Raw genomic sequence first — 19,914 nt, forward strand, 5'->3', positions numbered from 1 at the left:
CGCGGCCGGCCGCGTCTCGGCGGGACGCCGAGCGGGTGGGCGGCTCTACAGCCGGCCGGTCTCCGCGAGGAAGCGCACCAGATCCTCGGCGGTCGTCGCCATCGGCCGCGGCGCGTAGCCGAGTTCGTTGCGGGCCTTCGTGATGTCGACGAGAGGTGAGGCGAACAGCGGGCCGAGCGCCGCCTTGGAGAGCACGTCCGAGCCCAGGCGGGCGCCGATCGGCTCGAGGACCGGCATGACCGCGGCGAGTGCTCCGATCGGGACCGCCACGCGCGGCCCGGAACGACCGGCGGCCTGTGCGGACAGGCGCATGGCGTCGATGATCGGCGTGAACTCCCCACCGAGCAGGTAGTTCTCGCCGGTGCGGCCCTTCTCCGCCGCGAGCATCACTCCGGCGGCCACGTCGCGCACATCGACGAGGTCGAACCCGGCTTTGGAGACGAAGGCCGGCATCCTGCCCTTGGCGGCGGTGCACGCGAGCCGGTTCAACCGCGAGAGCGCGGCGCCGTGGTCGGTGGGTCCCCACACGCCGGTCGGGTTGCAGATGGTGGCGTCGAGCCCGTCGTCGATGACCGCGCGGAGCTCCTGTTCGCCCGCCCATTTGGACCGGTCGTAGACGGGGATCTCCGGGCGGACGGACCGCGGCGCGGTCTCGTCGATGGTATCGACGAGGTCCTGGTCGAAGGCATGGATCGAGCTCAGGTGCACCATCTTCCGGACACCGGAGTCCAGAGCGGCCCGGGCCACGACGCGGACGCCGGCGGTGTTCAGGCGCCACGCCGCCTCGTCCTGCATCCGCAGCGTGATCATGGCGACCAGGTGGTAGACCACCTCCACGCCGTCGAGCGCGGCGCGCATCTCCGCGGGCTCGAGTACGTTCGCCCGGACCCACTGCACGCCCTCGGGCGCGTGCGGTGACGAGGCCCGGTCGATCGCGACCACTTCGTGTCCCTGGTCGACGAGCTGCTGCAGGAGGTTCCCGCCGACGAATCCGGCCGCGCCGGTGACTGCTACCCGCATCGTCCTCAGATCCGCTCGATGATGGTGCCGGTGGCCATGGCGCCGCCGCAGCACATCGCGATGAGAGCCGTGGACGCGTCCCGGCGCTCCAGCTCGTGCAGGGCGGTGGTGATGAGTCGCGCGCCGGTGGAGCCGACGGGATGGCCGAGGGCGATGGCCCCGCCGTTGACGTTGACCTTGTCGGGGTCGGGGCCGATCACCTGCTGCCAGGACATGACGACCGAGGCGAATGCCTCGTTGACCTCGAACAGGTCGATGTCGCTCAGCGCGCGGCCGGAGCGTTCCAGCACGCGTTGCGTGGCGCGGATCGGCCCGTCGAGGTGGTAGTAGGGCTCCCCGCCCACGAGGGCCTGGGAGACGATGCGGGCGCGGGGCGTCAGGCCCAGGGCGGCAGCGCGGTCCGAATCCATGAGCAGGACGGCTGCGGCACCGTCGGAGACCTGGGAGGACGTGCCGGCCGTGTGGCGGCCACCGTCGAGCATCGGCTTGAGCTTGGCGAGCCCCTCGGGGGTGCTCTCGCGCGGCCCCTGGTCGCGGGAGACCTCGATCGTCTCGCCGGTGGGGGTACCGCCGGCCATGGCGGGCGCCTTGAGGGGCACGACCTCGCGGTCGAAGCGGCCCTCCTCCCACGCTCGGAGCGCCTTGCTGTGGGAGGCGACGCCGAAGGCGTCGATCTGCTCGCGGCTGAGGCCGCGGCGTTCCGCGATCCGCTCGGCCGCGAGGAACTGGTTCGGCATGTCGATGGTCCAGGACGGAGGACGGGAGTTGCCGAGCCCCTCCGGCCGGTTGGCGCCGAGGGGGATGCGGCTCATCGACTCGACGCCGCACGAGATGCCCACCGAGATCGCGTCGGTGGCGATGAGGCCGGCGATCAGGCCGGTGGCCTGCTGCGCGGAACCGCACTGCGCATCGATGGTGGTGGCGCCGGTGAGTTCGGGCAGGCCCGCGTTCAGCCAGGCGGTACGCGTGATGTTCCCGGCCTGCTCGCCGGCCTGGGTGACGTTGCCGCCGATGATCTGTTCGACCTCCGCCGGATCGATGCCCGCGTGCCCGAGGAGGCCGGCGACCGTGCCGCCCAGCAGTTCGGCGGGGTGCAGCCCGCTCAGCACGCCGCCCCGCTTGCCGATGGGGCTGCGGACGGCGTCGACGATGACGGGGATGCCCATATCGATCGTTCCTCACATTCTCGGCTCGACCCGGTGGGTAGAGCACGTTCTCGATTGTGGCGCGCGAATCGAGCTCTGTCGAGCCTGACGATGGTGGCGCCGCGACTGGTTCGTCCCTGGAAAAGTGCTGTGTTGCCAGCGTCCTTCGCAATCTAGCTCACGAGCGGAGCGTCTGTGCTTCAATGAGTAGAACATGTTTCAGATACGCCTGGTGGAATCCGGGCGGAGACGCTTCTAGGAGGCGGCGTGAGCGTGCACTTCCCCGCGGGGTTCGATTTCACCAGCCCCGACCTGTGGTCGGAGCGGCGGCCCGAGGCAGAGTTCGCCGAACTGCGGAGGTCGGCGCCCGTCTGGTGGCAGGACATCCCGCCCGGCACCACCGGGTTCGACGACGGCGGTTTCTGGGTGGTGTCCAAGCTGGAGGACATCAAGGCCATCTCCCGCAATCCGAAGCAGTACTCGAACTGGGAGAACGGCGCCATCGTCCGGTTCGGCCCGGAGATCGAGCGCGAGCAGATCGACATGCAGCGCATGCTGCTGCTCAACATGGACCCGCCCCAGCACACGAAGACGCGCCGCATCATCTCCCGAGGATTCACGCCGAAGGCGGTCCAGTCGCTGCACGACGCGCTGGCCGAGCGGGCCGAGCAGATCGTTCACGAGGCCCGCAAGACCGGCGGCGGTGACTTCGTCGAGCAGGTCGCCTCGGAGCTGCCGCTGCAGGCGATCGCCGAGCTGCTCGGCGTGCCGCAGGAGGACCGGCGCAAGCTCTTCGACTGGTCCAACTCGATGATGGCCTACGACGATCCCGAGTTCGAGGGCAACTACCTCGAGGCGATGACGGAGTTCACGGGATACTCGTGGAACCTGGCGGAGGAGCGCCGGAAGTGTCCGATGGACGACATCGTGACCTCGCTCATCCAGGCCGATATCGACGGTGAGTCGCTGGGCAGCGACGAGTTCGCCTTCTTCGTCCTCCTTCTCGCGGTGGCCGGGAACGAGACCACGCGCAATGCGATCAGCCACGGCATGAAGGCCTTCGTGGACTTCCCCGAGCAGTGGGAGATCTACAAGGAGCAGCGCCCGCGCACGGCCCCCGATGAGATCGTCCGCTGGGCGACCCCGGTGTCGGTGTTCCAGCGCACCGCGCTCGAGGACGTCCAACTCGGCGAGCAGACGATCAAGAAGGGCCAGCGCGTCGCGCTGTTCTACGCGTCCGCCAACTTCGACGAGGACGCCTTCGAGGACCCGTACACCTTCAACATCCTGCGCGACCCGAATCCGCACGTCGGGTTCGGCGGCTCGGGGACCCACCACTGCGTGGGTGCGAACCTCGCACGGCTCGAGATGGACCTCATGTTCAAGGCCATCGCCGACGTCATGCCGAATCTGCGCGAGCTCGAGCCCCCGCAGCGGCTGCGCTCCGGCTGGCTCAACGGCATCAAGCACTGGAAGGTCGCGTACGAGTAGTCGCCTCCGGCGTCTGCGGAAACCTCGCGGATTCGCCGGTCCCGATCACGCCGGATCGGCTGTACTGGAGGAATGACGACGTCCATCCGGCAACTGCTCCCCGAGGATCGCGCTGCGTTGGCGGCCTTCCCGGAGCGTGTCTCCCCGGAGACGGCGCGGACGCGGTTCCACGGGCCGATGAAGCTGCTGACCGATCCCACTCTGAATCTGCTGTTGAATCTGGAGCCGGGGTGCAGGGAAGCCCTCGTTGCGGTCGACGAGAGGGGATTCGCCGGCGTGGCTCGATTCGCCCGGGACGCGTGCGGAGATCCGTCGAACATCGCGGAGGTGGCGATCATCGTCGCCGACGACCGACAACACGACGGCCTGGGCCGCGAGCTGATGGTGCGTCTGGCCGCCCTCGCGAAGGACGCTGGAATCCGCGAATTCCGGGCGACCGTGCAGGAGGACAATGCCGGTGCGCGCCGCTTCGTCGCCTCCTTCGACAGTGGGGCGACCGCACGATTCGTCCGTAACACGGCGGTGTTCGTCCTGGATGTCGACACCGTGATCGCGCGCGGCGCTGCTCGGCGGTAACGGCCGCGGGCAGTGGTTCCCCGGGTGCTACGCCGGCGCTTCGTCCGACGCGAGGGCTCGCCACCGCGCCGGTGCCCCGGTAGGTTCGGAGTCATGCGGCGGTCACCGAGACAACGTCGGGCACGGGAGACCGTGGACGTGCTCGTGGAAGCAGCCGCGCAGGTCTTCGATCGTGAAGGCCTGGCGGCCACGACGAATCGCATCGCTGAGCGCGCCGGCTACTCGATCGGGAGCCTCTACCAGTACTTCGCGGACAAGGCGGCGCTGCTCGAGGCGCTCGCCACGAGACACGTCGACGAGGCAGCCGCCGTGCTCAGCCGTGTTCTTCAGGATGCCCGCGCGGACCCGCCACCCCTGGAGGAGTTGATGGCGGTGCTCACCGACGCCGTCATCGATCTGCACGGCGACCGCCGCCGGCTCCACTCCGTCATGTATCGGGCCGTATCCCGTACGGGAGTGGCGGCGCGGCGGGTCGAACGACTGGAGCAGGAACTGGTGCCCGAATTGGCCTTTCATCTCGGCAGGGCGAACCGGGGTGCGCCGGAACCGGAACGAGCCGCGTCGGCGATAGTGACGGGAGTGGACGGCTACCTGCACCGGGTCTTCCTCTCAAGCGGAGACCGAGACGAATTCCAGCGCTTCGTCGCCGGTCTGGTCGACCTTCACGCCCCTGCGTCGTCGAGCACCTCGGAGACGACCGCGAGGAACTGAGACAGGCCCGGCTGTTCCACAGGGAAATGACCGCAGTTGTCCAGTGGCACATGGCGGGTGCCGGCAGGGATGCGGTCCAGGAATCGCAGACTCAGCGAGGCCGGTGTCCATGCGTCGACCGCGGGATGCGCCAGCGTGACAGGCGTGTCGTTCGCCGCCTCCGGCGGATGGTGCTCGAAGGTCATGAAGTCGGTGAGGTAGCCGACGGGCAGTGCCGCGCCGGCGCCGCGTGGATCCTGCAGGCACGCGCGGGTCAGCTCGGCATCGCGGCTCATCCGGCGCGCCTCGGCGAACCAGCGCACGGGGATGCGGATGCCGCCCACCAGCCGCCCGGCCCCGTCGAGTACGCGCTCCGGGATCCGCTCCACCCACGGGAGCCGCGATGCCGCGGACATCGCCTCGGGATCGCGCGGGTCGAACAGGCAGGTCGCCACGACGTGCGCCACCGCGCCGGTGCGCTGCGCGGTCTCGTAGGCGAGCATGCCGCCCATGCTCGCACCGACGATCACGAGTGGCCGGTCGTCCGCGCGCCGCTCGTCGGTGACGAAATCGGCTGCGAGCTCCACCCAGTCCGAGTATCGAACCTCTCCCGGCTCCGGGCTGACGGTGTCCCCGTAGAGCGGAAGATCGATCGCGGTCACATCCGCGCCGAGAGCGGCGAGGCGGCCCAGCATCGGCCACAGCATGCCGGCGTTGCCACCGGCTCCGTGGAAGGCGAGCAGGCGTGCCGCAGCCCGGCCGCTCCGAGCCCGCGCCACATGCACCGCGTGGCCGCGCCACGAGTACCACTCGGAGGTGGGCGGACACATCGGCCGAGCGCGGAGTTCGGGCGGCATGCGGCGTTCGTATCTCTCGATGTCCATGCCCTCAGCGTCCGTATCCCGACGGCCGCTGCCAACTCGCTTTCCGCCGCCTGCAGTCCCGGGCGGCGTACCGAACGAGCTGGGGGTTCGTACTCGATTCTCGCCGGTGCCGGACGTTGCTCACATTCGGGACCGCGTGGGCTCGTCCGTTCCGACCACTCCCCGGCGCGTGGGCCGGGTTCAGGCGGGCTTGTCCGCGCCCACCAGCCACATGGAGAAGTACTGCGAACCGCCGCCGTAGGCGTGGCCGAGTGCCTTTCGGGCACCGTCGACCTGGTAGTCCCCGGCGCGACCCATCACCTGTTTGGCGGCCTCGGCGAAGCGGATCATCCCCGATGCGCCGATGGGATTGGAGGAAAGCACGCCGCCGGAGGGGTTCACGGGCAGTTCCCCGCCGATCGCGGTGCCGCCGGACTCGGTAAGCTTCCAGCCCTCACCCTCGGAAGTGAAGCCGAGGTTCTCCAGCCACATGGGTTCGAACCAGGAGAATGGCACATAGATCTCGGCGGCGTCGACCTCGCGCAGCGGGTCGGTGATGCCGGCGTCCCGCCACAGCGCGGCTGCGGCCTCCCGCCCGGCCTGCGGGCTGACGTGCTCGCGCCCGGCGTAGGCGAGGGGCTCGGTGCGCATGGCGGTCGCGAGCACCCAGCCGACGCGGTTGCCGGTCGCGGCCTCGGACGTGGCGGCGGCGTCCTCGTCGCCCAGGACGATCGCGCAGGCACCGTCGGACGACGGGCAGGTCTCGTCGAACCGGATCGGATCCCAGAGCATCTGGGAGGCCTGCACCGATTCGAGAGTGATGTCGGGCTGGTGCAGATGCGCGAACGGATTCCGGGCACCGTTCCGACGGTCCTTGACCGCCACCATCGCGCCGACGTGGTCCGGCGCGCCCGAGCGACGGATGTACGAGCGCACGTGGGGCGCGAAGTAGCCGCCCGCGCCCGCGCCGACGGGGACCGTGAACGGGACCGGGATCGACAGCGCCCACATGGCGTTCGACTCCGACTGCTTCTCCCACGCCACCGTGAGCACTTGCCTGTGCACACCCGACTTGATCAGCGCGGCCGCGACATTGGCGGTGGAACCGCCGACCGAACCGGCCGTGTGCACGCGCAGCAGCGGCTTGCCCACGGCGCCGAGGGCGTCGGCGAGGAACAGCTCGGGCATCATGACGCCCTCGAACATGTCGGGGGCCTTGCCGATGACGATGGCGTCGATCTCGGCCATCGTGGTGCCGGCGTCGAGCAGCGCGGCGTCGACCGCTTCGCGGATCATGCCGGCCATCGACACGTCGGTGCGCTTGGCGCGGTGCCGGGTCTGGCCCGTTCCGAGTACGGCGGTGGGCTTGCCCATCACTTGGCCTCCATCACGGCGATCAGGTTCTGCTGCAGGGCGTGTCCGCCGGTGGCGTGGGCCAGGACGCGTTCCGCGTCGCCGTTCCACACCGCGCGGGCAGCCTCGCCGATCCGGGCGAGACCCGCGGAGAACATCGGGTTCCCCACGAGCGCGCCGCCGGACGGGTTGATCCGCACGTCGTCGCCGAGCCCGATCGCGTTCCGCAGGATCAGCTCCTGGTGGGTGAACGGGGCGTGCAACTCGGCGAGCTGCACGCCGTCCGCTCCGGCGGCGCGGGCCGCGGCGGTGGTCGACGGCGACCGCGTCAGATCCCGCGAACCGAGTGCGGGCGAGTCGATCCGGTGCTCGAGTCCCGTGATGAACGCGGGGTTCTCCCGGATCTCGCGGGCGCGGTCGGCGGAGGCGAGGATCGCGACCGCGGCACCGTCGGTCACGGGCGCGATGTCGTGCCGGCGTAGGGGATCGGCCCACAGGGGCTCGTTCAGGAGCGCCTCGGGATCGACGGTGCGTGAGAACTGTGTCGCGGGGTTCGAGGCGGCGTCGCCCAGGCTGCGCGCAGCGACCGCGGCCATCTCGGCCTCGGTCCACGCGCCGGAGTCGATGCCCGCGCGGGCCTGCAGCGCGGCGATGGACACCGAGTCGGGCCACAGCGGCGCAACGGTGTACGGGTCGAGCTGCATGGTGAGTGTGCGGCGCAGAGTGCCCGCGGAGGACTTTCCGAAGCCGTACACGAGGGCCGTGTCGACCTCACCCGTGCGAATCTTGACCCACGCCTCGTAGAGGGCCCACGCCGCGTCCATCTCCACGTGCGACTCGTTGATCGGCGGCACGGCGCCGATGGAGTCGATCGCCGCGATGAACGAGAACGCCCTTCCCGCCAGGTAGTCGGAGGATCCGGAGCACCAGAATCCGATGTCGGACTTGGTGAGACCGGTCTGGGCGAAGACGTCGGCGAACAGCGGGATCAGCATCTCCACGCCGTTGGTGGTGGTCTCGGCGGCGCGCAACCACGGGGTGGCGGCGTAGCCGACGACGGCGACGGAGCCGTCCGGATCGGTACTGGTGCGTGTGCTCACAGGTGCTTCTCGTAACTGGAGTAGGGGGCGTCCGGCTCACCGGTCGGTTCGAAGTGCGAGATGTTGCCGGGACTGAAGGTCCACTCCTCACGCGGCTTCCACACGGCCCGCACCCGCATGCCCATTCGCACCTCAGACGGGTCGCAGCCCAGGACGAGGTGGAGGAACGGGATGTCGGAACCGTCGATCAGCACGTAGGCGGCGACGTACGGAGGCTTTATCCGCTGGCCCTGGAAGGGCACGTTGACCACGCAGAAGGTGGTGACGACGCCGGTGTCCGGGAGGTCGACCTCCTCTGTGGTCGGGACCCCGTCGATCGGGCAGGCGTTGCGCGGCGGGACGTAGACGTTGCCGCACGTACTGCACCGCTGGCCGATCAGGCGCCCTTCGGCAAGGGCGCGGAGGTAGCGCGTCTCGGGTTCGGACGCGGAGTGCTCGAGGTGCAGGGAGACGGGTGTGACCAGCATAGTTACCGGATCGTCCGGCGGTGCCGTGACCTCGGGGACCCCGTCGCCCTCGCCCGGAACGAAACAGGCGATGTCGCCGACCGCGCCCGTGGTCTCCGCGGCCCAGCGGGCGTGCACGCGCATCCCTGTCGAGATCTCCTCGGGCCCCGCGACGTCCACTGCGTGCAGGAGGGCGGTGTCGGCACCGTCGAGCTTGATCAGGGCGTAGGCGAAGGGCCGGTCGAAGGGTTGCCCCTCGACGGGGTGCGCAGTCCAGCTCCAGCTGGTCACCGTGCCGGTGTCGGAGACCGGGACGATGTCGTTGAGGGCGGCGGTGGTGTCGGGATCGAACTCCAGCGGCGGTACGTGCACCCGCCCGGCCGCGTCCCGGGTCCCGACGATGCGCCGCTCGCGGAGGTTCGTCATGAACGCGCCGAGCACCGGACCGAGCGACCGGGTGTAGTCGAAGGACAGGTGCATCGGCGCCGAGAGGGTCTGCGGTTCAGCGGTCACCTCACGAGTGAAACATGTTCTAACTTTTTGGCGCAAGGGTATCCCGGAAACGACGATGAGCCCTTACCGTGGAAAACGTTCGTACCGCGTTCCGCGCAGGTATTCCCGCAACGATCTTCCGTGAGGTGTTCCATGGACCAGCTGCATCGCGAGCCGCTCGCCGGCGACATCCTGCTCGGCTCCCTCTCCGCCCATGCGGACCGCATCGCCGTGCACGTCACGGGGCCGGACGGGGACAGCACCCTGACCTACGCCCAGGTGCGCGACGAGGTCAGTCGCTACGCGCAGGCCTACGAATCCTTCGGCCTCGGCGTGGGAAGTCCCGTCGCGATGCTCTCGGGTAACCGGCACGAAGTCCTGATCGCCCAGTCCGCCAATCTGATCACCGGCGTGCGGTTCGCGGCGCTGCACCCGATGGGCTCGCTCGACGACCACGTCTACGTCATGGAGGACGCGGGGATCGAGACCCTCGTCTACGACCCGCGGCTCTACGAGCAACGCGCCGCCGATCTGAGGGAGCGCGTTCCCGGGCTGAAGACCCTGCTCTCCCTGGGGCCCACCGAGCACGGCGTGGATCTCACCGCCGTGGCGGCCGGCTTCGAGCCCGGCCCGCTCGTCGCGCACACCGCCGATCCGTCGTCGACCGCCAGTCTCGCCTACACGGGCGGGACCACGGGCAAGAGCAAGGGCGTCATGCTCAGCTACTCCGGCGGCGCGGCGCTCCTGCGGATCCAGCGCACGGAATGGGAATGGCCGGAGGAGATCCGGTTCCTGGTGTGCGCACCGCTGAGCCACGCCGGCGGAGCCTTCTGGAACCCGACGTCGATGTCCGGCGGCTCGATGGTGGTGCTGCCCCGGTTCGAGCCGGAGACCGTGCTCGCCGCGATCGAGAAGTACCGGATCACCGCGACGATGCTGGTGCCCACCATGATCTACGCGCTGCTGGACCACCCGAAGTTCGACGACTACGACCTCTCCAGCCTGGAGACCGTGTTCTACGGGGCGTCCGCGATCTCGCCGACCCGGCTGACTGAGGCGATCGACCGGATCGGCCCCGTGTTCTTCCAGTTCTACGGCCAGGCCGAGTGCCCCATGACCATCTCCGTGCTGCGTCGCGGCGACCACGATCCGTCGAAGCCGGAGCGGCTGGCGAGCTGCGGCAAGCCCGTCCCGTGGGTGAACGTCGCCCTGCTCGACGACGCCGGACGCCCCGTCGAACCCGGTGCGCCGGGGGAGATCTGCGTGCGCGGGCCGCTCGTGATGCAGGGGTACCTGAACAAGCCGGAGCAGACCGCCGAGGCCACCGAGCACGGCTGGCTGCACACCGGCGACGTGGGGCGGTTCGACGACGAGGGCTACCTCTACATCGTCGACCGGAAGAAGGACATGGTGGTCACGGGCGGCTTCAACGTCTTCCCGCGCGAGGTCGAGGACGTGATCTCGACGCACCCGTCCGTCGCATCCGTGGCCGTGATCGGCGTGCCCGACGAGAAGTGGGGCGAGGCGGTCAAGGCCGTCGTGGTGCCCCGCGCGGGCGCGACCGTCGACGTCGAGGAGCTGCGCGAGCTGGTCCGCGACCGCAAGGGCGCCGTCTACACCCCCAAGACCGTCGACCTCGTCGACTCGATCCCCGTCAGCCCGCTCGGCAAGCCCGACAAGAAGGCCCTCCGCGCCCAGTACGCCTGACCGATTGAACACCGTTATGGAGAGGAAAACCGCAGGTCAGATTCTCCATAACGGTGTTCAATCGGTTATTGGCCGTGGAAGACGGGGGTGCGCTTCTCGGCGAAGGCGCGGGGGCCCTCCTTCGCGTCCTTCGAGAGGAAGACGGGCAGGCCTTCCTTCGCATCGATCGCGAAGGCCTCCTCCTCGTGCATGCCCTCGGTGGCGCGCATGGTTCGCAGCATCGCCTGCACGGCCAGGGGGCCGTTGGCGTTGATCAGCTCGGCGAGCTCCAGTGCCTTGTCCAGCGCGGTGCTGTCGGGTACGACGTGCCCGATCAACCCGTACTCCTTGGCCTCCGCCGCGGTGATGTGCCGGCCGGTGAGCAGCAGGTCCGCCGCGACCGTGTACGGGATCTGCCGCGGCAGCCGCACCGCCGAGCCGCCCATCGGATACAGGCTCCACTTGGCCTCGGAGACGCCGAACCGCGCACTCTCGCCGGCGACGCGGATATCGGTGCCCTGCAGGATCTCAGTGCCGCCGGCGATCGCGGCGCCCTCGACCGCCGCGATCAGCGGTTTCGACGGCCGGCGCCCCTTGAGCAGCCCGGGGATGCGCGCGGGATCCCATCCGCCGCCGGACATCGCGTCGCCCGGGTCGGACTTCGCCATGTTCTTCAGGTCCGCGCCGGCGCAGAAGGCGCCGCCCGCGCCGGTGAGCACCGCGCTGCGGATCTCCGGGTCGGCGTCGATCCGGTCCCAGGCGTCACTGAGGATCTGCAACATCTCGCCGGTGAGTGCGTTCTTGCGCTCGGGCCGGTTCATGGTGATGAGCAGCGTGCGGCCGCGCTGCTCGATGAGGGCGTGCGGGGCGTCTGTCATGTCGGAAGCTCCTTCGATCGTGCCCTCGCCGAAACGGGGATCGGCAAATGCGGGAATCCGCTTCCGCTGAACAGTAACAGGTTCTAGTTTGGAGGAAAGAGCCCTTCAGGAGGATTCATGCGCACACCCCTGTGCGACGACCTGGGTATCGACTACCCGATCATCGCCTTCACTCCGTCCGAGCACGTCGCCGCCGCGGTCTCCCGGGCCGGCGGACTCGGCGTACTCGGCTGCGTCCGATTCAACGATCCCGACGAGCTCGACGCCGTCCTGGACTGGATGGACACCAACACCGACGGCCGGCCCTACGGCGTCGACATCGTCATGCCCAACAAGGTGCCCACCGAGGGGAGCGCGGTCGATCTCGGCGAGCTGATCCCCGCCGAACACCGTGCCTTCGTCGAGCGCACCCTCCGCGAGCTCGGCGTGCCGGAGCTGCCCGACGGTGCCGCCGGGGCGGGGGTGCTCGGCTGGCTGCACTCGGTGGCCCGTTCGCACGTCGACGTCGCGCTGAAGCATCGGATCGCGTTGATCGCCAACGCCCTCGGTTCGCCGCCGAAGGACGTCATCGACGCCGCGCACGGGCACGGCGTCAAGGTCGCCGCGCTCGCGGGCCGAGCCAAGCACGCCCGTGCTCATGTCGACAACGGTGTCGACATCGTGATCGCGCAGGGCTACGAGGCGGGCGGCCACACCGGCGAGATCGGCTCGATGGTGCTGCTCCCGGAGATCGTGGACGAGGTGGGCGACGACGCGATCGTCGTCGCCGCGGGCGGCATCGGGTCGGGGCGGCAGATCGCCGCGGCCCTGACCCTCGGTGCGACCGGTGTGTGGATGGGCTCGTACTGGCTGACCACGACCGAGTACCTCGAGACGCACACGAAGTCGCAGACCATGCAGGAGGCACTGGTCGCCGCCACGAGCGCCGACACGGTGCGCACCCGGATCTTCTCCGGCAAGCCGGCCCGCCTGCTCAAGACCCGATGGACACAGGCGTGGGAGCAGCCCGGCGCGCCGTCGGCCCTGCCCATGCCCCTGCAGAACCTGCTGGTGGGGGAGGCGCACAGCCGGATCCACGCCTCGGGGGATCCGTCCGTAGTGGCCATGCCCGTCGGCCAGATCGTGGGGAGGATGAACGCGGTGCGGCCCGTCGCGGAGATCATGGCCGAGCTCGTCGCCGAGTTCTCCGCTGCCGTCGACCGCCTGAACCTGGCACGCTGACCCCATGGGAACGAATCAGCGCGGCCAGATCCGGATGACCGAGGCGGAGGTCGAGGACTTCCTCGAGCGCAGCCGCACCGCCACCATCGCCACCCTGGGGGCGAGCGGGGCGCCGCACCTCGTCGCCATGTGGTACGCCGTGATCGACGGCGACCTGTGGATCGAGACCAAGGCCAAGTCGCAGAAAGTCGTGAACCTGCGCCGCAATCCGATGATGAGCGCGTCGATCGAGGCCGGCCGGTCCTATGACGAGCTCCGCGGCGTGACCATCGAGGGCACCGCCGAGATCGTGGAGGACGAGGCGACGGTCCGCGCGGTCTGCGAGCAGGTGTACGAGCGCTACTTCGGCCCGTACACAGAGGAGCTGAAACCCGCCATCGACGCGATGATGAACAAGCGGGTCGCGGTGCGGCTGCGCGGCGAGCGGATCCGCAGCTGGGACCACCGCAAGCTCGGCATGCCCGCGATGCCGGTCAGTGGAAGCACCGCGGCGCACCTCTAGGCGGATGTCGATGCCCGGATCGCATGCGCAGCCCGGCGAATCCGCCGGGCTCGTCGAACTCAGCCCCTGCGTCGGGGGTCTCGTGCGGACCTGGTCGGCCGACGGTGCCTCCCGCCTCTGGTCGGTGCCCGAGGACGCCTGGCTCCGCGAGATCCAGGGCACGGGCCGGATCGGCCGGCTCTCCCGCAAGGAGAACCGGTACCGCGAGGCCGCCGCGTTCTCGGTCTCCGACGGTGCCCTTCTCGTGCGGCCGCGCGTCCCGACGCCCGGCACCGACGGGAGTCTCACCATGGAACCCCAGGTCGTCGCGCTCGGCCCGGAGAAACGTGCATCCCGTTCCACTTTCGAGGACTTCCGCGAGGTGTTGACCCGGGCGGTCGAGCACTGCGCGGCAACCGACGAGTACCTCGTCGTCGAGCGGGGCGCGTGGGATGCGGGGCGTGAGCCCTTCTGTCTCTTCGCGGTGCTGCCCGCCGGGAACGAGCCGGGCGCCTTCGTCACCGTCGTCGAGACTGCGCCCCCGCCCCGGGAGTCCGACCTGTGGGCGCCCTACGTGGACGAGTGGGACCGGAGCGCAACCATCAGCGCACCGTCGGGCCCCGAGACGGTGGCGACGGCCCCGACCGTGATGATCGAGGCCATCAGCCGCTGGAACATCGACCCGTGGGACCTCGCCTTCACCTTCGGACGGCGCTGAGCCTCAGCCTCGCGCGGCCTCGGCGAGGGCGCGGAGCGTGGACTCGTCACGGACACCGCTGAACAGCACTGTCGTGACGGGGGAGTCCCGCCACAGCGCGAGGCGTTCGGCGATCCGGTCGATCGGCCCGAGCAGGGCGATGGAGTCGGCGAGCTCGTCGGGGACGGCGGCGACGGCGCCCGCGCGGTCGCCCGCGAGGAATTTCTCCTGGACGGCCACGGCGGCATCGGCGAAGCCGAGCCGGCCGATGAGGTCGAGGTGGAAGTTCGTGGACTTGTGGCCCATGCCGCCGATGTAGAAGGCCAGCGGGACCTTCGCCCGGGTCAGCGCGGCCTCGAGGTCGTCGGAGACGATCACCGAGACCGTCGCGGCGATCTCGAAGTCCGCGGAGCGCCCCGCAAGGGACTCGCCGAAGACCGACTCGACCTGCTGCGGATCGACGAACAGTGGTAGCCAGCCGTCGGCGATCTCGGTCGACAGCGCGACGTTCTTCGGTCCCTCCGCGCCGAGGAAGATCGGGATCCGCGGGCGAACGGGCAGCGCGATCGACTTGAGCGGCTTGCCCAGGCTCGTCCCGCCCGGCAGGGGGAGTGGGTAGTGCGGGCCGGCGCTGGTGACCGGCTCCTCCCGGGCGATCACCTGCCGCACGATGTCGATGTATTCGCGGGTCCGGGCGAGCGGCTTGGGGAACGGGCTGCCGTACCAGCCCTCGGCGACCTGCGGTCCTGACGCGCCGAGACCGAGCACCATGCGGCCGCCGGAGAGCCCGTCGATCGTGAGGGCGTGCATCGCGGTCGCGGCCGGCGTGCGCGCGGGGATCTGTGCGACGGCGGTGCCCAGCTTGATCCGCTTCGTGCGGGATCCGTACCAGGCCAGCGTGGAGAAGGCGTCGGAGCCGTACGCCTCCGCGGTGAAGACGTAGTCGTAGCCGAGCTCGTCGGCGGCGACCACGGCCGCCGTGTGGTCCTCGGGTCCGCGGGTCCAGTAGCCGAGGTTGATGCCCAGATTGAGATCATTGACCATTCCCCAAATCCTAGAACAAGTTCTAGGATTTGGGTTACAGTTCGGTATGGCTTCGCCCACGCAGATCCACAGCACCCTGCCCGCGCGCGTCACCGACGAGCTGATCGAGCGACTCACTGCGCTGGTGGTGGCCGACGGCAGCCGCGACCCGTTCACCATGACCGAGGTCTTCACCGGTGCCGCCATCGGCGCGCTCCCGCAGTCCACCCCGAGCGACGTGGTCGCGGCCTTCGCCACCGCCCGGGAGGCTCAGCGGCAGTGGGCCCAGCGGCCTCTCGAGGAGCGCCTCGCCGTCTTCCGGCGGCTGCACGAGCTGATCCTCGAGAACAACGAGCTGCTCGTCGATCTCATCCAGAGCGGCACCGGCAAGAACCGCCGGATGGCCTTCGAAGAGTCCTGCGACGTCCCGATGGTGATCAGCCACTACCTCAAGGCCGCGCCGAAGCTGCTCCGCTCGCGCCGCCGGGGTGGCCCGGTGCCGGTGGTCAGCAACTCGGTGGAACTGCACCGGCCCAAGGGCGTCATCGGCGTCATCGCGCCGTGGAACTTCCCCTTCGCGATGGCCCTCTCGGACGCGATCCCCGCCCTCATCGCCGGCAACGGCGTGGTCCTCAAGCCCGACAACAAGACCGCGCTTGCGGCGCTCTACGGCGTCGAGCTGCTGCGCCGCGCCGGGGCACCGGAGGGCCTCTTCCAGGTGGTCTGCGGGCAGGGGCCGGACGTGGGCCCCGCCCTGATCGACGAGTCCGACTTCGTCATGTTCACCGGCTCCAGCGCCACGGGCGTCACGGTCGGCGAGCGGGCCGGGCGCAACCTCATCGGGTGCAGCCTCGAACTCGGCGGCAAGAACCCGATGATCGTCCTCGATGACGTGGACCTCGACGAGGCCATCCCGTCGGCGATCTTCGCGGTCTTCGCCAACGCCGGCCAGGCGTGCATGCACGTCGAGCGGATGTACGTCCACGAGAACATCTTCGACGAGTTCTCCCGTCGCTTCGTCGCGGCCGCGGGCGCCCTGAAACTGGGTGCCACCTACGACTACGAACCCGACATGGGCTCGCTCGCGTCGCCCGACCAGCTGCGCCGCGTCTCCGCACACGTCGAGGACGCACGGGCCAAGGGCGCCACCATCCTGTGCGGCGGACGGGAACGCACCGACATCGGCCCCGCCTTCTACGCGCCCACGATCCTCACGGGCGTCACTCCGGACATGCACCTCGCCTCCGCCGAGACCTTCGGCCCCGTCGTCTCTCTGTTCCGGTACTCGAGTGACGACGAGGCGATCCGACTCGCCAACGACACCCGCTACGGCCTCAACGCCAGCGTATGGGGCAGGGACCTGCGCCGCGCGGCGCGGATCGGTGCGCAGCTGGAGGCGGGCAACGTCAACATCAACGACGGCTTCGCCGCGTCCTTCGCGAGCAAGGGCACCCCGTCGGGCGGCTGGAAGGCCTCGGGCGTCGGCGTGCGCCACGGCGACGCGGGCCTGCTCAAGTACACCGACACCACCAACCTCGCCACGCTGAAGAAGCAGGTCTACGGGCTGCGGCCGGGACAGACCTACGCGCAGTACGCGCAGCAGACGATGCAGGTACTGCGCTGGATGCGCAAGCTGCGTATTCGCTGAGGGGTCACCTGTCAGTGCGCGGTGCCACAATGACGGGGTGCTGTTCGCCGAGGTCGTCGCCGTGTCCGCCGAGGTCGCGAGCACCCGTTCGCGCACCGCGAAGATCGCCGCGCTGGCCGCCGTGATCCGTGCCGCCGTGCCCGGCGATGTCCGCGCCGTCGTCGCCTGGCTTTCGGGGGAGTTGCTGCAGGGCCGGCTCGGCACGGGCTGGCGCACCGTTGCGCGGACCGTCGATGCACTCGAACCCGCTGCCGAGCCGTCCCTGACCGTCGAGGAGGTCACCGTCGCGCTCGACGAGCTGGCCGGCACCTCGGGTGCGGGATCCGTCACTCGACGGGACGCCGTGCTCACCGAGCTGTTCGGCCGCGCGACGGCACCGGAGCGGCGGTTCCTCGTCGGGCTCATCACCGGCGAGCTGCGGCAGGGCGCCCTGGCGGGTGTGGTGACCGATGCGGTGGCGCGGGCCGCGGAGGTACCGCTGGAGACGGTGCGTCGCGCGGCGATGCTGTCCGGCTCGCTGCCCGATACGGCTGCCGCCGCCCTGCGCGGTGGCGCCGAGGAACTCGCGGGCTTCGGCCTTCAGGTGCTGCGCGGCGTCTCGCCGATGCTCGCCTCGCCCGCGGACGACGTCGGCGCCGCGATGGCAGACCTGGGCCCGGACGTGAGTGTCGAGTTCAAACTCGACGGTGCTCGGATCCAGGTGCACCGGCTCGGCGACGAGGTCCGCGTGTACACGCGCACGCTCCGTGACATCACCGATGCCGTGCCCGAGATCGTCGCGTCGGTACGCGAGTTGCCCTGCCGGTCCGTCGTTCTCGACGGGGAGTCCCTCGCCCTGACCGATGCCGGCCGGCCGCGGCCCTTCCAGGAGACGATGAGCAGGTTCGGATCCACCGAGACCCACGACACCGTGCTGCGCCCGTACTACTTCGACTGCCTGCACCTCGACGGCCTCGACCTGCTCGACGAACCCCTCGAGGTCCGCCTCGGTGCGCTGGAATCCGTCGCAGGGCCGGCGCGTATCCCCGCGCTTGTTCGGCCCTCGCCGGACGAGGCTGCGGCCCACTACGCGGCCGCCCTCGCCGCGGGCCACGAGGGCGTCATGGTCAAGGCGCTGGACTCGCCGTACGCCGCGGGCCGCCGGGGCCGCGCCTGGCAGAAGGCCAAGCAGAGCCACACGCTGGACCTGATCGTGCTCGGCGCGGAGTGGGGGTACGGGCGGCGCACCGGGATGCTCTCGAATCTCCACCTCGGCGCCCGCGACCCGGACGGCGGCGATCCGGTCATGGTGGGTAAGACCTTCAAGGGGCTCACGGACGCGCTGCTGCGCTGGCAGACGGACGAATTCCCGCTCCACGAACGTGATCGGGACGAGCACACGGTGTACCTGCGGCCCGAGATCGTGGTCGAGATCGAGCTCGACGGGGTGCAGGTCTCGCGCCGGTACCCGGGCGGCGTCGCGCTGCGCTTCGCCCGCGTGCTCCGCTACCGGCCCGACAAGACCGCCGCCGAGGCGGACACGATCGACGCCGTCCGGGCGCTCCTACCCGGGTAGCGGTGCGGTGGCGTCGATCCCGTCGGCGACCAGGGCGCGGCGGAGCACCTTGAACGACGGGGTGCGGGGGAGTTCGTCCACGATCCGCCACCGGCGCGGATACTGGCGCGGGCCCAGGTCCGGCTGTGCGCGGAGGAAGGCGGCGAGGTCCGCGGGACCGAGGCGCGCGCCCGGCGCGAGCACGAGGGCTGCGGCCACCTGATCACCGACGCGATCCGGCAGGCCGTAGACCGCGGCCTCGACGACGGCGGGATGCCGGAGCAGAGCGCGCTCGATCGGCGCGACGCCCAGGTTCTCACCGCCCACCCGCATCCAATCGCCGGTGCGGCCGGCGAAGTGGACGTAGCCGTCCGCGTCGACGTACGCCAGGTCCCCGGTGCGGTAGACGCCGCCGTCCGCGCGCGCGGCGTCCGCGGCGGGATCGTTGTAGTAGCCGGAGAACCCGCCGGTGCCTGCGGTGTTCACCAGTTCGCCGATGGCTTCGTCGGGGTTGAGGAGGGACCCGTCGGGGGCGGTCTCGGCGCGCGGACACTCGATCGACGTGCCCGGCTTCCACACGGCGACCCCGTCGGGCAGCGGGCCGAGCGCGTCGGCCGGGGTGTCGGGGGTTCGGGCGATGGCGACGCCGTTCTCCGACGAGCCGTAACCGTCCTGGACGTGGCAGCCGAAGCGCCGGGCGAAGGCTGCGATGTCGTCGGCGCGCCCCTCGTTGCCGTACAGCACGCGCAGTGGATTGTCGGCGTCGTCGGGGCGTTCTTCGGTGGCGAGGATGTACGACAGGGGCGTACCCACGTAGTTCGCGTACGTGGCGCCGTACCGCCGCACGTCGGCGAGGAAGCCCGACGCCGAGAAGCGTTCGGCGAGGGCGATGGTCGCGCCGGCGGCGAGGGCGACCGCCCAGCCCGCGAGCAATGCGTTGGAGTGGAAGAGGGGCATCGCCACGTACGCGGTGTCGTCGCCGCTGAGCCCGAACCGCTGCGCCAGCATGATGCCCGCACCGGTGAACTTGCCGTGCGTGGCCCGCACGGCCTTCGGTTCGCCGCTGGTGCCGGAGGTGAAGGCGAGGGCGAGCAGGCTGTCCGCGGTCACCTCGGCCCGCGGCAGCGGTGCACCCGTGTGCGCGTCGAGGAGCGCGGCCCACCGCGCACTGTCGAGGTCGATGACGGGGACGCCGAGGTCGAGCCGCTCGAGGAGAGCCGCGTGCCGGCCCTGCACGAGTACGACGCCGCAGTCCGCGAGCGCCACGTCCCGCGCGAGGGCGTCGCCGCGGCGGGTGGGGTTGAGCCCCACCACGACCGCGCCCGACAGTGCAGCAGCGCCGAGCAGCAGCGAGTACTCGGGGACGTTGTCCGCGAGCACTCCGACGTGCGGTGGCGCACCGTCGGGAAGGAACTCCCGCAGGACGGACGCCCGGACCGCGGATGCCGCGACGTGCTCCGCCCAGCTCCACGTGCGGTCGCCCGCCCGCAGGCCCGCGCCGGGATCGTCGGCGCGGGCGCGGAGCAGGTCGGCGACCGTCGGAAGCGGCTGCGAGCGTGCTCCGCTCATC

At 70.4% G+C, this 19,914-nt stretch carries 18 protein-coding genes; 9 read left to right on the forward strand and 9 right to left on the reverse strand.

Annotation, left to right across the window (positions count from 1 at the left end):
- Positions 1 to 45 precede the first annotated feature (45 nt).
- Both AC21LY_RS03380 and AC21LY_RS03385 read right to left on the reverse strand, forming a co-directional pair.
- Positions 46 to 1,020, reverse strand: coding sequence for an NAD-dependent epimerase/dehydratase family protein (locus AC21LY_RS03380; RefSeq protein WP_489044902.1), 975 nt, complete (start codon positions 1,018 to 1,020; stop codon positions 46 to 48).
- A 5-nt stretch (positions 1,021 to 1,025) separates the two neighbouring features.
- The gene (locus tag AC21LY_RS03385; RefSeq protein ID WP_489044903.1) at positions 1,026 to 2,186 is read right to left on the reverse strand and encodes a steroid 3-ketoacyl-CoA thiolase; all 1,161 of its coding nucleotides are present in this window, start codon (positions 2,184 to 2,186) and stop codon (positions 1,026 to 1,028) included.
- Positions 2,187 to 2,432: 246 nt separating this feature from the next.
- Here AC21LY_RS03385 and AC21LY_RS03390 point away from each other — a divergent pair, with 246 nt between their 5' ends.
- The 3 genes from AC21LY_RS03390 (at position 2,433) to AC21LY_RS03400 (ending at position 4,943) form a co-directional block, all read left to right on the forward strand.
- The gene (locus tag AC21LY_RS03390; RefSeq protein WP_489044905.1) at positions 2,433 to 3,656 is read left to right on the forward strand and encodes a cytochrome P450; all 1,224 of its coding nucleotides are present in this window, start codon (positions 2,433 to 2,435) and stop codon (positions 3,654 to 3,656) included.
- A 177-nt stretch (positions 3,657 to 3,833) separates the two neighbouring features.
- A complete protein-coding gene (locus tag AC21LY_RS03395) occupies positions 3,834 to 4,232 on the forward strand; it encodes a GNAT family N-acetyltransferase (protein ID WP_489044906.1) in 399 nt (132 codons plus the stop codon).
- Positions 4,233 to 4,364: 132 nt separating this feature from the next.
- Positions 4,365 to 4,943 carry a TetR/AcrR family transcriptional regulator gene (locus AC21LY_RS03400; protein ID WP_489044907.1) on the forward strand — a complete coding sequence of 193 codons (579 nt, stop codon included), beginning with the start codon at positions 4,365 to 4,367 and terminating at the stop codon, positions 4,941 to 4,943.
- On the opposite strand, the gene AC21LY_RS03405 is transcribed toward AC21LY_RS03400, so the two are convergent.
- The 4 genes from AC21LY_RS03405 to AC21LY_RS03420 all read right to left on the reverse strand — a co-directional run bounded on the left by AC21LY_RS03405 (position 4,895) and on the right by AC21LY_RS03420 (position 9,164).
- Entirely contained in the window at positions 4,895 to 5,806 is a 912-nt protein-coding gene (locus AC21LY_RS03405; protein WP_489044909.1) for an alpha/beta hydrolase, read from the reverse strand. The genes AC21LY_RS03400 and AC21LY_RS03405 overlap by 49 nt on opposite strands.
- A gap of 180 nt (positions 5,807 to 5,986) precedes the next feature.
- On the reverse strand, positions 5,987 to 7,159 hold the full coding sequence (locus tag AC21LY_RS03410) for a thiolase domain-containing protein (protein WP_489044911.1): 1,173 nt from the start codon (positions 7,157 to 7,159) through the stop codon (positions 5,987 to 5,989).
- Positions 7,159 to 8,238 carry a thiolase domain-containing protein gene (locus AC21LY_RS03415; protein ID WP_489044913.1) on the reverse strand — a complete coding sequence of 360 codons (1,080 nt, stop codon included), beginning with the start codon at positions 8,236 to 8,238 and terminating at the stop codon, positions 7,159 to 7,161. The genes AC21LY_RS03410 and AC21LY_RS03415 overlap by 1 nt, the downstream gene beginning before the upstream one ends.
- Positions 8,235 to 9,164, reverse strand: coding sequence for a Zn-ribbon domain-containing OB-fold protein (locus tag AC21LY_RS03420; RefSeq protein ID WP_489045414.1), 930 nt, complete (start codon positions 9,162 to 9,164; stop codon positions 8,235 to 8,237). The genes AC21LY_RS03415 and AC21LY_RS03420 overlap by 4 nt, the downstream gene beginning before the upstream one ends.
- Positions 9,165 to 9,329: 165 nt before the next feature.
- Here AC21LY_RS03420 and AC21LY_RS03425 point away from each other — a divergent pair, with 165 nt between their 5' ends.
- Positions 9,330 to 10,883, forward strand: coding sequence for an AMP-binding protein (locus tag AC21LY_RS03425; protein ID WP_489044914.1), 1,554 nt, complete (start codon positions 9,330 to 9,332; stop codon positions 10,881 to 10,883).
- 65 nt (positions 10,884 to 10,948) lie between these two features.
- Here AC21LY_RS03425 and AC21LY_RS03430 read toward each other — a convergent pair whose 3' ends face one another.
- Positions 10,949 to 11,740: a crotonase/enoyl-CoA hydratase family protein gene (locus tag AC21LY_RS03430; RefSeq protein ID WP_489044915.1), complete on the reverse strand. Its 792-nt coding sequence runs from the start codon at positions 11,738 to 11,740 to the stop codon at positions 10,949 to 10,951.
- 117 nt (positions 11,741 to 11,857) lie between these two features.
- Between AC21LY_RS03430 and AC21LY_RS03435 the strand changes: the two genes are divergently transcribed.
- The 3 genes from AC21LY_RS03435 to AC21LY_RS03445 are packed head-to-tail and all read left to right on the forward strand — an operon-like array spanning position 11,858 to position 14,160.
- A complete protein-coding gene (locus tag AC21LY_RS03435; protein WP_489044916.1) occupies positions 11,858 to 12,961 on the forward strand; it encodes an NAD(P)H-dependent flavin oxidoreductase in 1,104 nt (367 codons plus the stop codon).
- Positions 12,962 to 12,965: 4 nt separating this feature from the next.
- Positions 12,966 to 13,463, forward strand: coding sequence for a pyridoxamine 5'-phosphate oxidase family protein (locus AC21LY_RS03440; RefSeq protein ID WP_489044918.1), 498 nt, complete (start codon positions 12,966 to 12,968; stop codon positions 13,461 to 13,463).
- Between the two features lie 10 nt (positions 13,464 to 13,473).
- On the forward strand, positions 13,474 to 14,160 hold the full coding sequence (locus AC21LY_RS03445) for a hypothetical protein (protein WP_489044920.1): 687 nt from the start codon (positions 13,474 to 13,476) through the stop codon (positions 14,158 to 14,160).
- Positions 14,161 to 14,163: 3 nt separating this feature from the next.
- Here AC21LY_RS03445 and AC21LY_RS03450 read toward each other — a convergent pair whose 3' ends face one another.
- The gene (locus tag AC21LY_RS03450) at positions 14,164 to 15,183 is read right to left on the reverse strand and encodes an LLM class F420-dependent oxidoreductase (RefSeq protein WP_489044921.1); all 1,020 of its coding nucleotides are present in this window, start codon (positions 15,181 to 15,183) and stop codon (positions 14,164 to 14,166) included.
- Between the two features lie 46 nt (positions 15,184 to 15,229).
- On the opposite strand from AC21LY_RS03450, the gene AC21LY_RS03455 reads away from it, so the two are divergent.
- Together AC21LY_RS03455 and AC21LY_RS03460 are read left to right on the forward strand one after the other, a co-directional pair.
- Positions 15,230 to 16,810, forward strand: coding sequence for a succinic semialdehyde dehydrogenase (locus AC21LY_RS03455; protein WP_489044922.1), 1,581 nt, complete (start codon positions 15,230 to 15,232; stop codon positions 16,808 to 16,810).
- Positions 16,811 to 16,847: 37 nt separating this feature from the next.
- Positions 16,848 to 18,365 carry an ATP-dependent DNA ligase gene (locus tag AC21LY_RS03460; RefSeq protein ID WP_489044923.1) on the forward strand — a complete coding sequence of 506 codons (1,518 nt, stop codon included), beginning with the start codon at positions 16,848 to 16,850 and terminating at the stop codon, positions 18,363 to 18,365.
- Here the strand turns inward: AC21LY_RS03460 and AC21LY_RS03465 are convergent.
- Entirely contained in the window at positions 18,354 to 19,913 is a 1,560-nt protein-coding gene (locus AC21LY_RS03465; protein ID WP_489044925.1) for an AMP-binding protein, read from the reverse strand. The genes AC21LY_RS03460 and AC21LY_RS03465 overlap by 12 nt on opposite strands.
- Between the last annotated feature and the right edge of the window lies 1 nt (position 19,914).

It is taken from the genome of Tsukamurella sp. II2bb (assembly GCF_057815145.1).

Coding starts and splice junctions, on each gene's coding strand:
- AC21LY_RS03425 (WP_489044914.1), top strand. CDS start 9,330: ATGGACCAGCTGCATCGCGAGCCGCTCGCCGGCGACATCCTGCTCGGC.
- AC21LY_RS03445 (WP_489044920.1), top strand. CDS start 13,474: ATGCCCGGATCGCATGCGCAGCCCGGCGAATCCGCCGGGCTCGTCGAA.
- AC21LY_RS03385 (WP_489044903.1), bottom strand. CDS start 2,186: ATGGGCATCCCCGTCATCGTCGACGCCGTCCGCAGCCCCATCGGCAAG.
- AC21LY_RS03420 (WP_489045414.1), bottom strand. CDS start 9,164: ATGCACCTGTCCTTCGACTACACCCGGTCGCTCGGTCCGGTGCTCGGC.
- AC21LY_RS03380 (WP_489044902.1), bottom strand. CDS start 1,020: ATGCGGGTAGCAGTCACCGGCGCGGCCGGATTCGTCGGCGGGAACCTC.
- AC21LY_RS03410 (WP_489044911.1), bottom strand. CDS start 7,159: ATGGGCAAGCCCACCGCCGTACTCGGAACGGGCCAGACCCGGCACCGC.
- AC21LY_RS03395 (WP_489044906.1), top strand. CDS start 3,834: ATGAAGCTGCTGACCGATCCCACTCTGAATCTGCTGTTGAATCTGGAG.
- AC21LY_RS03440 (WP_489044918.1), top strand. CDS start 12,966: ATGGGAACGAATCAGCGCGGCCAGATCCGGATGACCGAGGCGGAGGTC.
- AC21LY_RS03465 (WP_489044925.1), bottom strand. CDS start 19,913: ATGAGCGGAGCACGCTCGCAGCCGCTTCCGACGGTCGCCGACCTGCTC.
- AC21LY_RS03430 (WP_489044915.1), bottom strand. CDS start 11,740: ATGACAGACGCCCCGCACGCCCTCATCGAGCAGCGCGGCCGCACGCTG.
- AC21LY_RS03450 (WP_489044921.1), bottom strand. CDS start 15,183: ATGGTCAATGATCTCAATCTGGGCATCAACCTCGGCTACTGGACCCGC.
- AC21LY_RS03435 (WP_489044916.1), top strand. CDS start 11,858: ATGCGCACACCCCTGTGCGACGACCTGGGTATCGACTACCCGATCATC.
- AC21LY_RS03405 (WP_489044909.1), bottom strand. CDS start 5,806: ATGGACATCGAGAGATACGAACGCCGCATGCCGCCCGAACTCCGCGCT.
- AC21LY_RS03455 (WP_489044922.1), top strand. CDS start 15,230: ATGGCTTCGCCCACGCAGATCCACAGCACCCTGCCCGCGCGCGTCACC.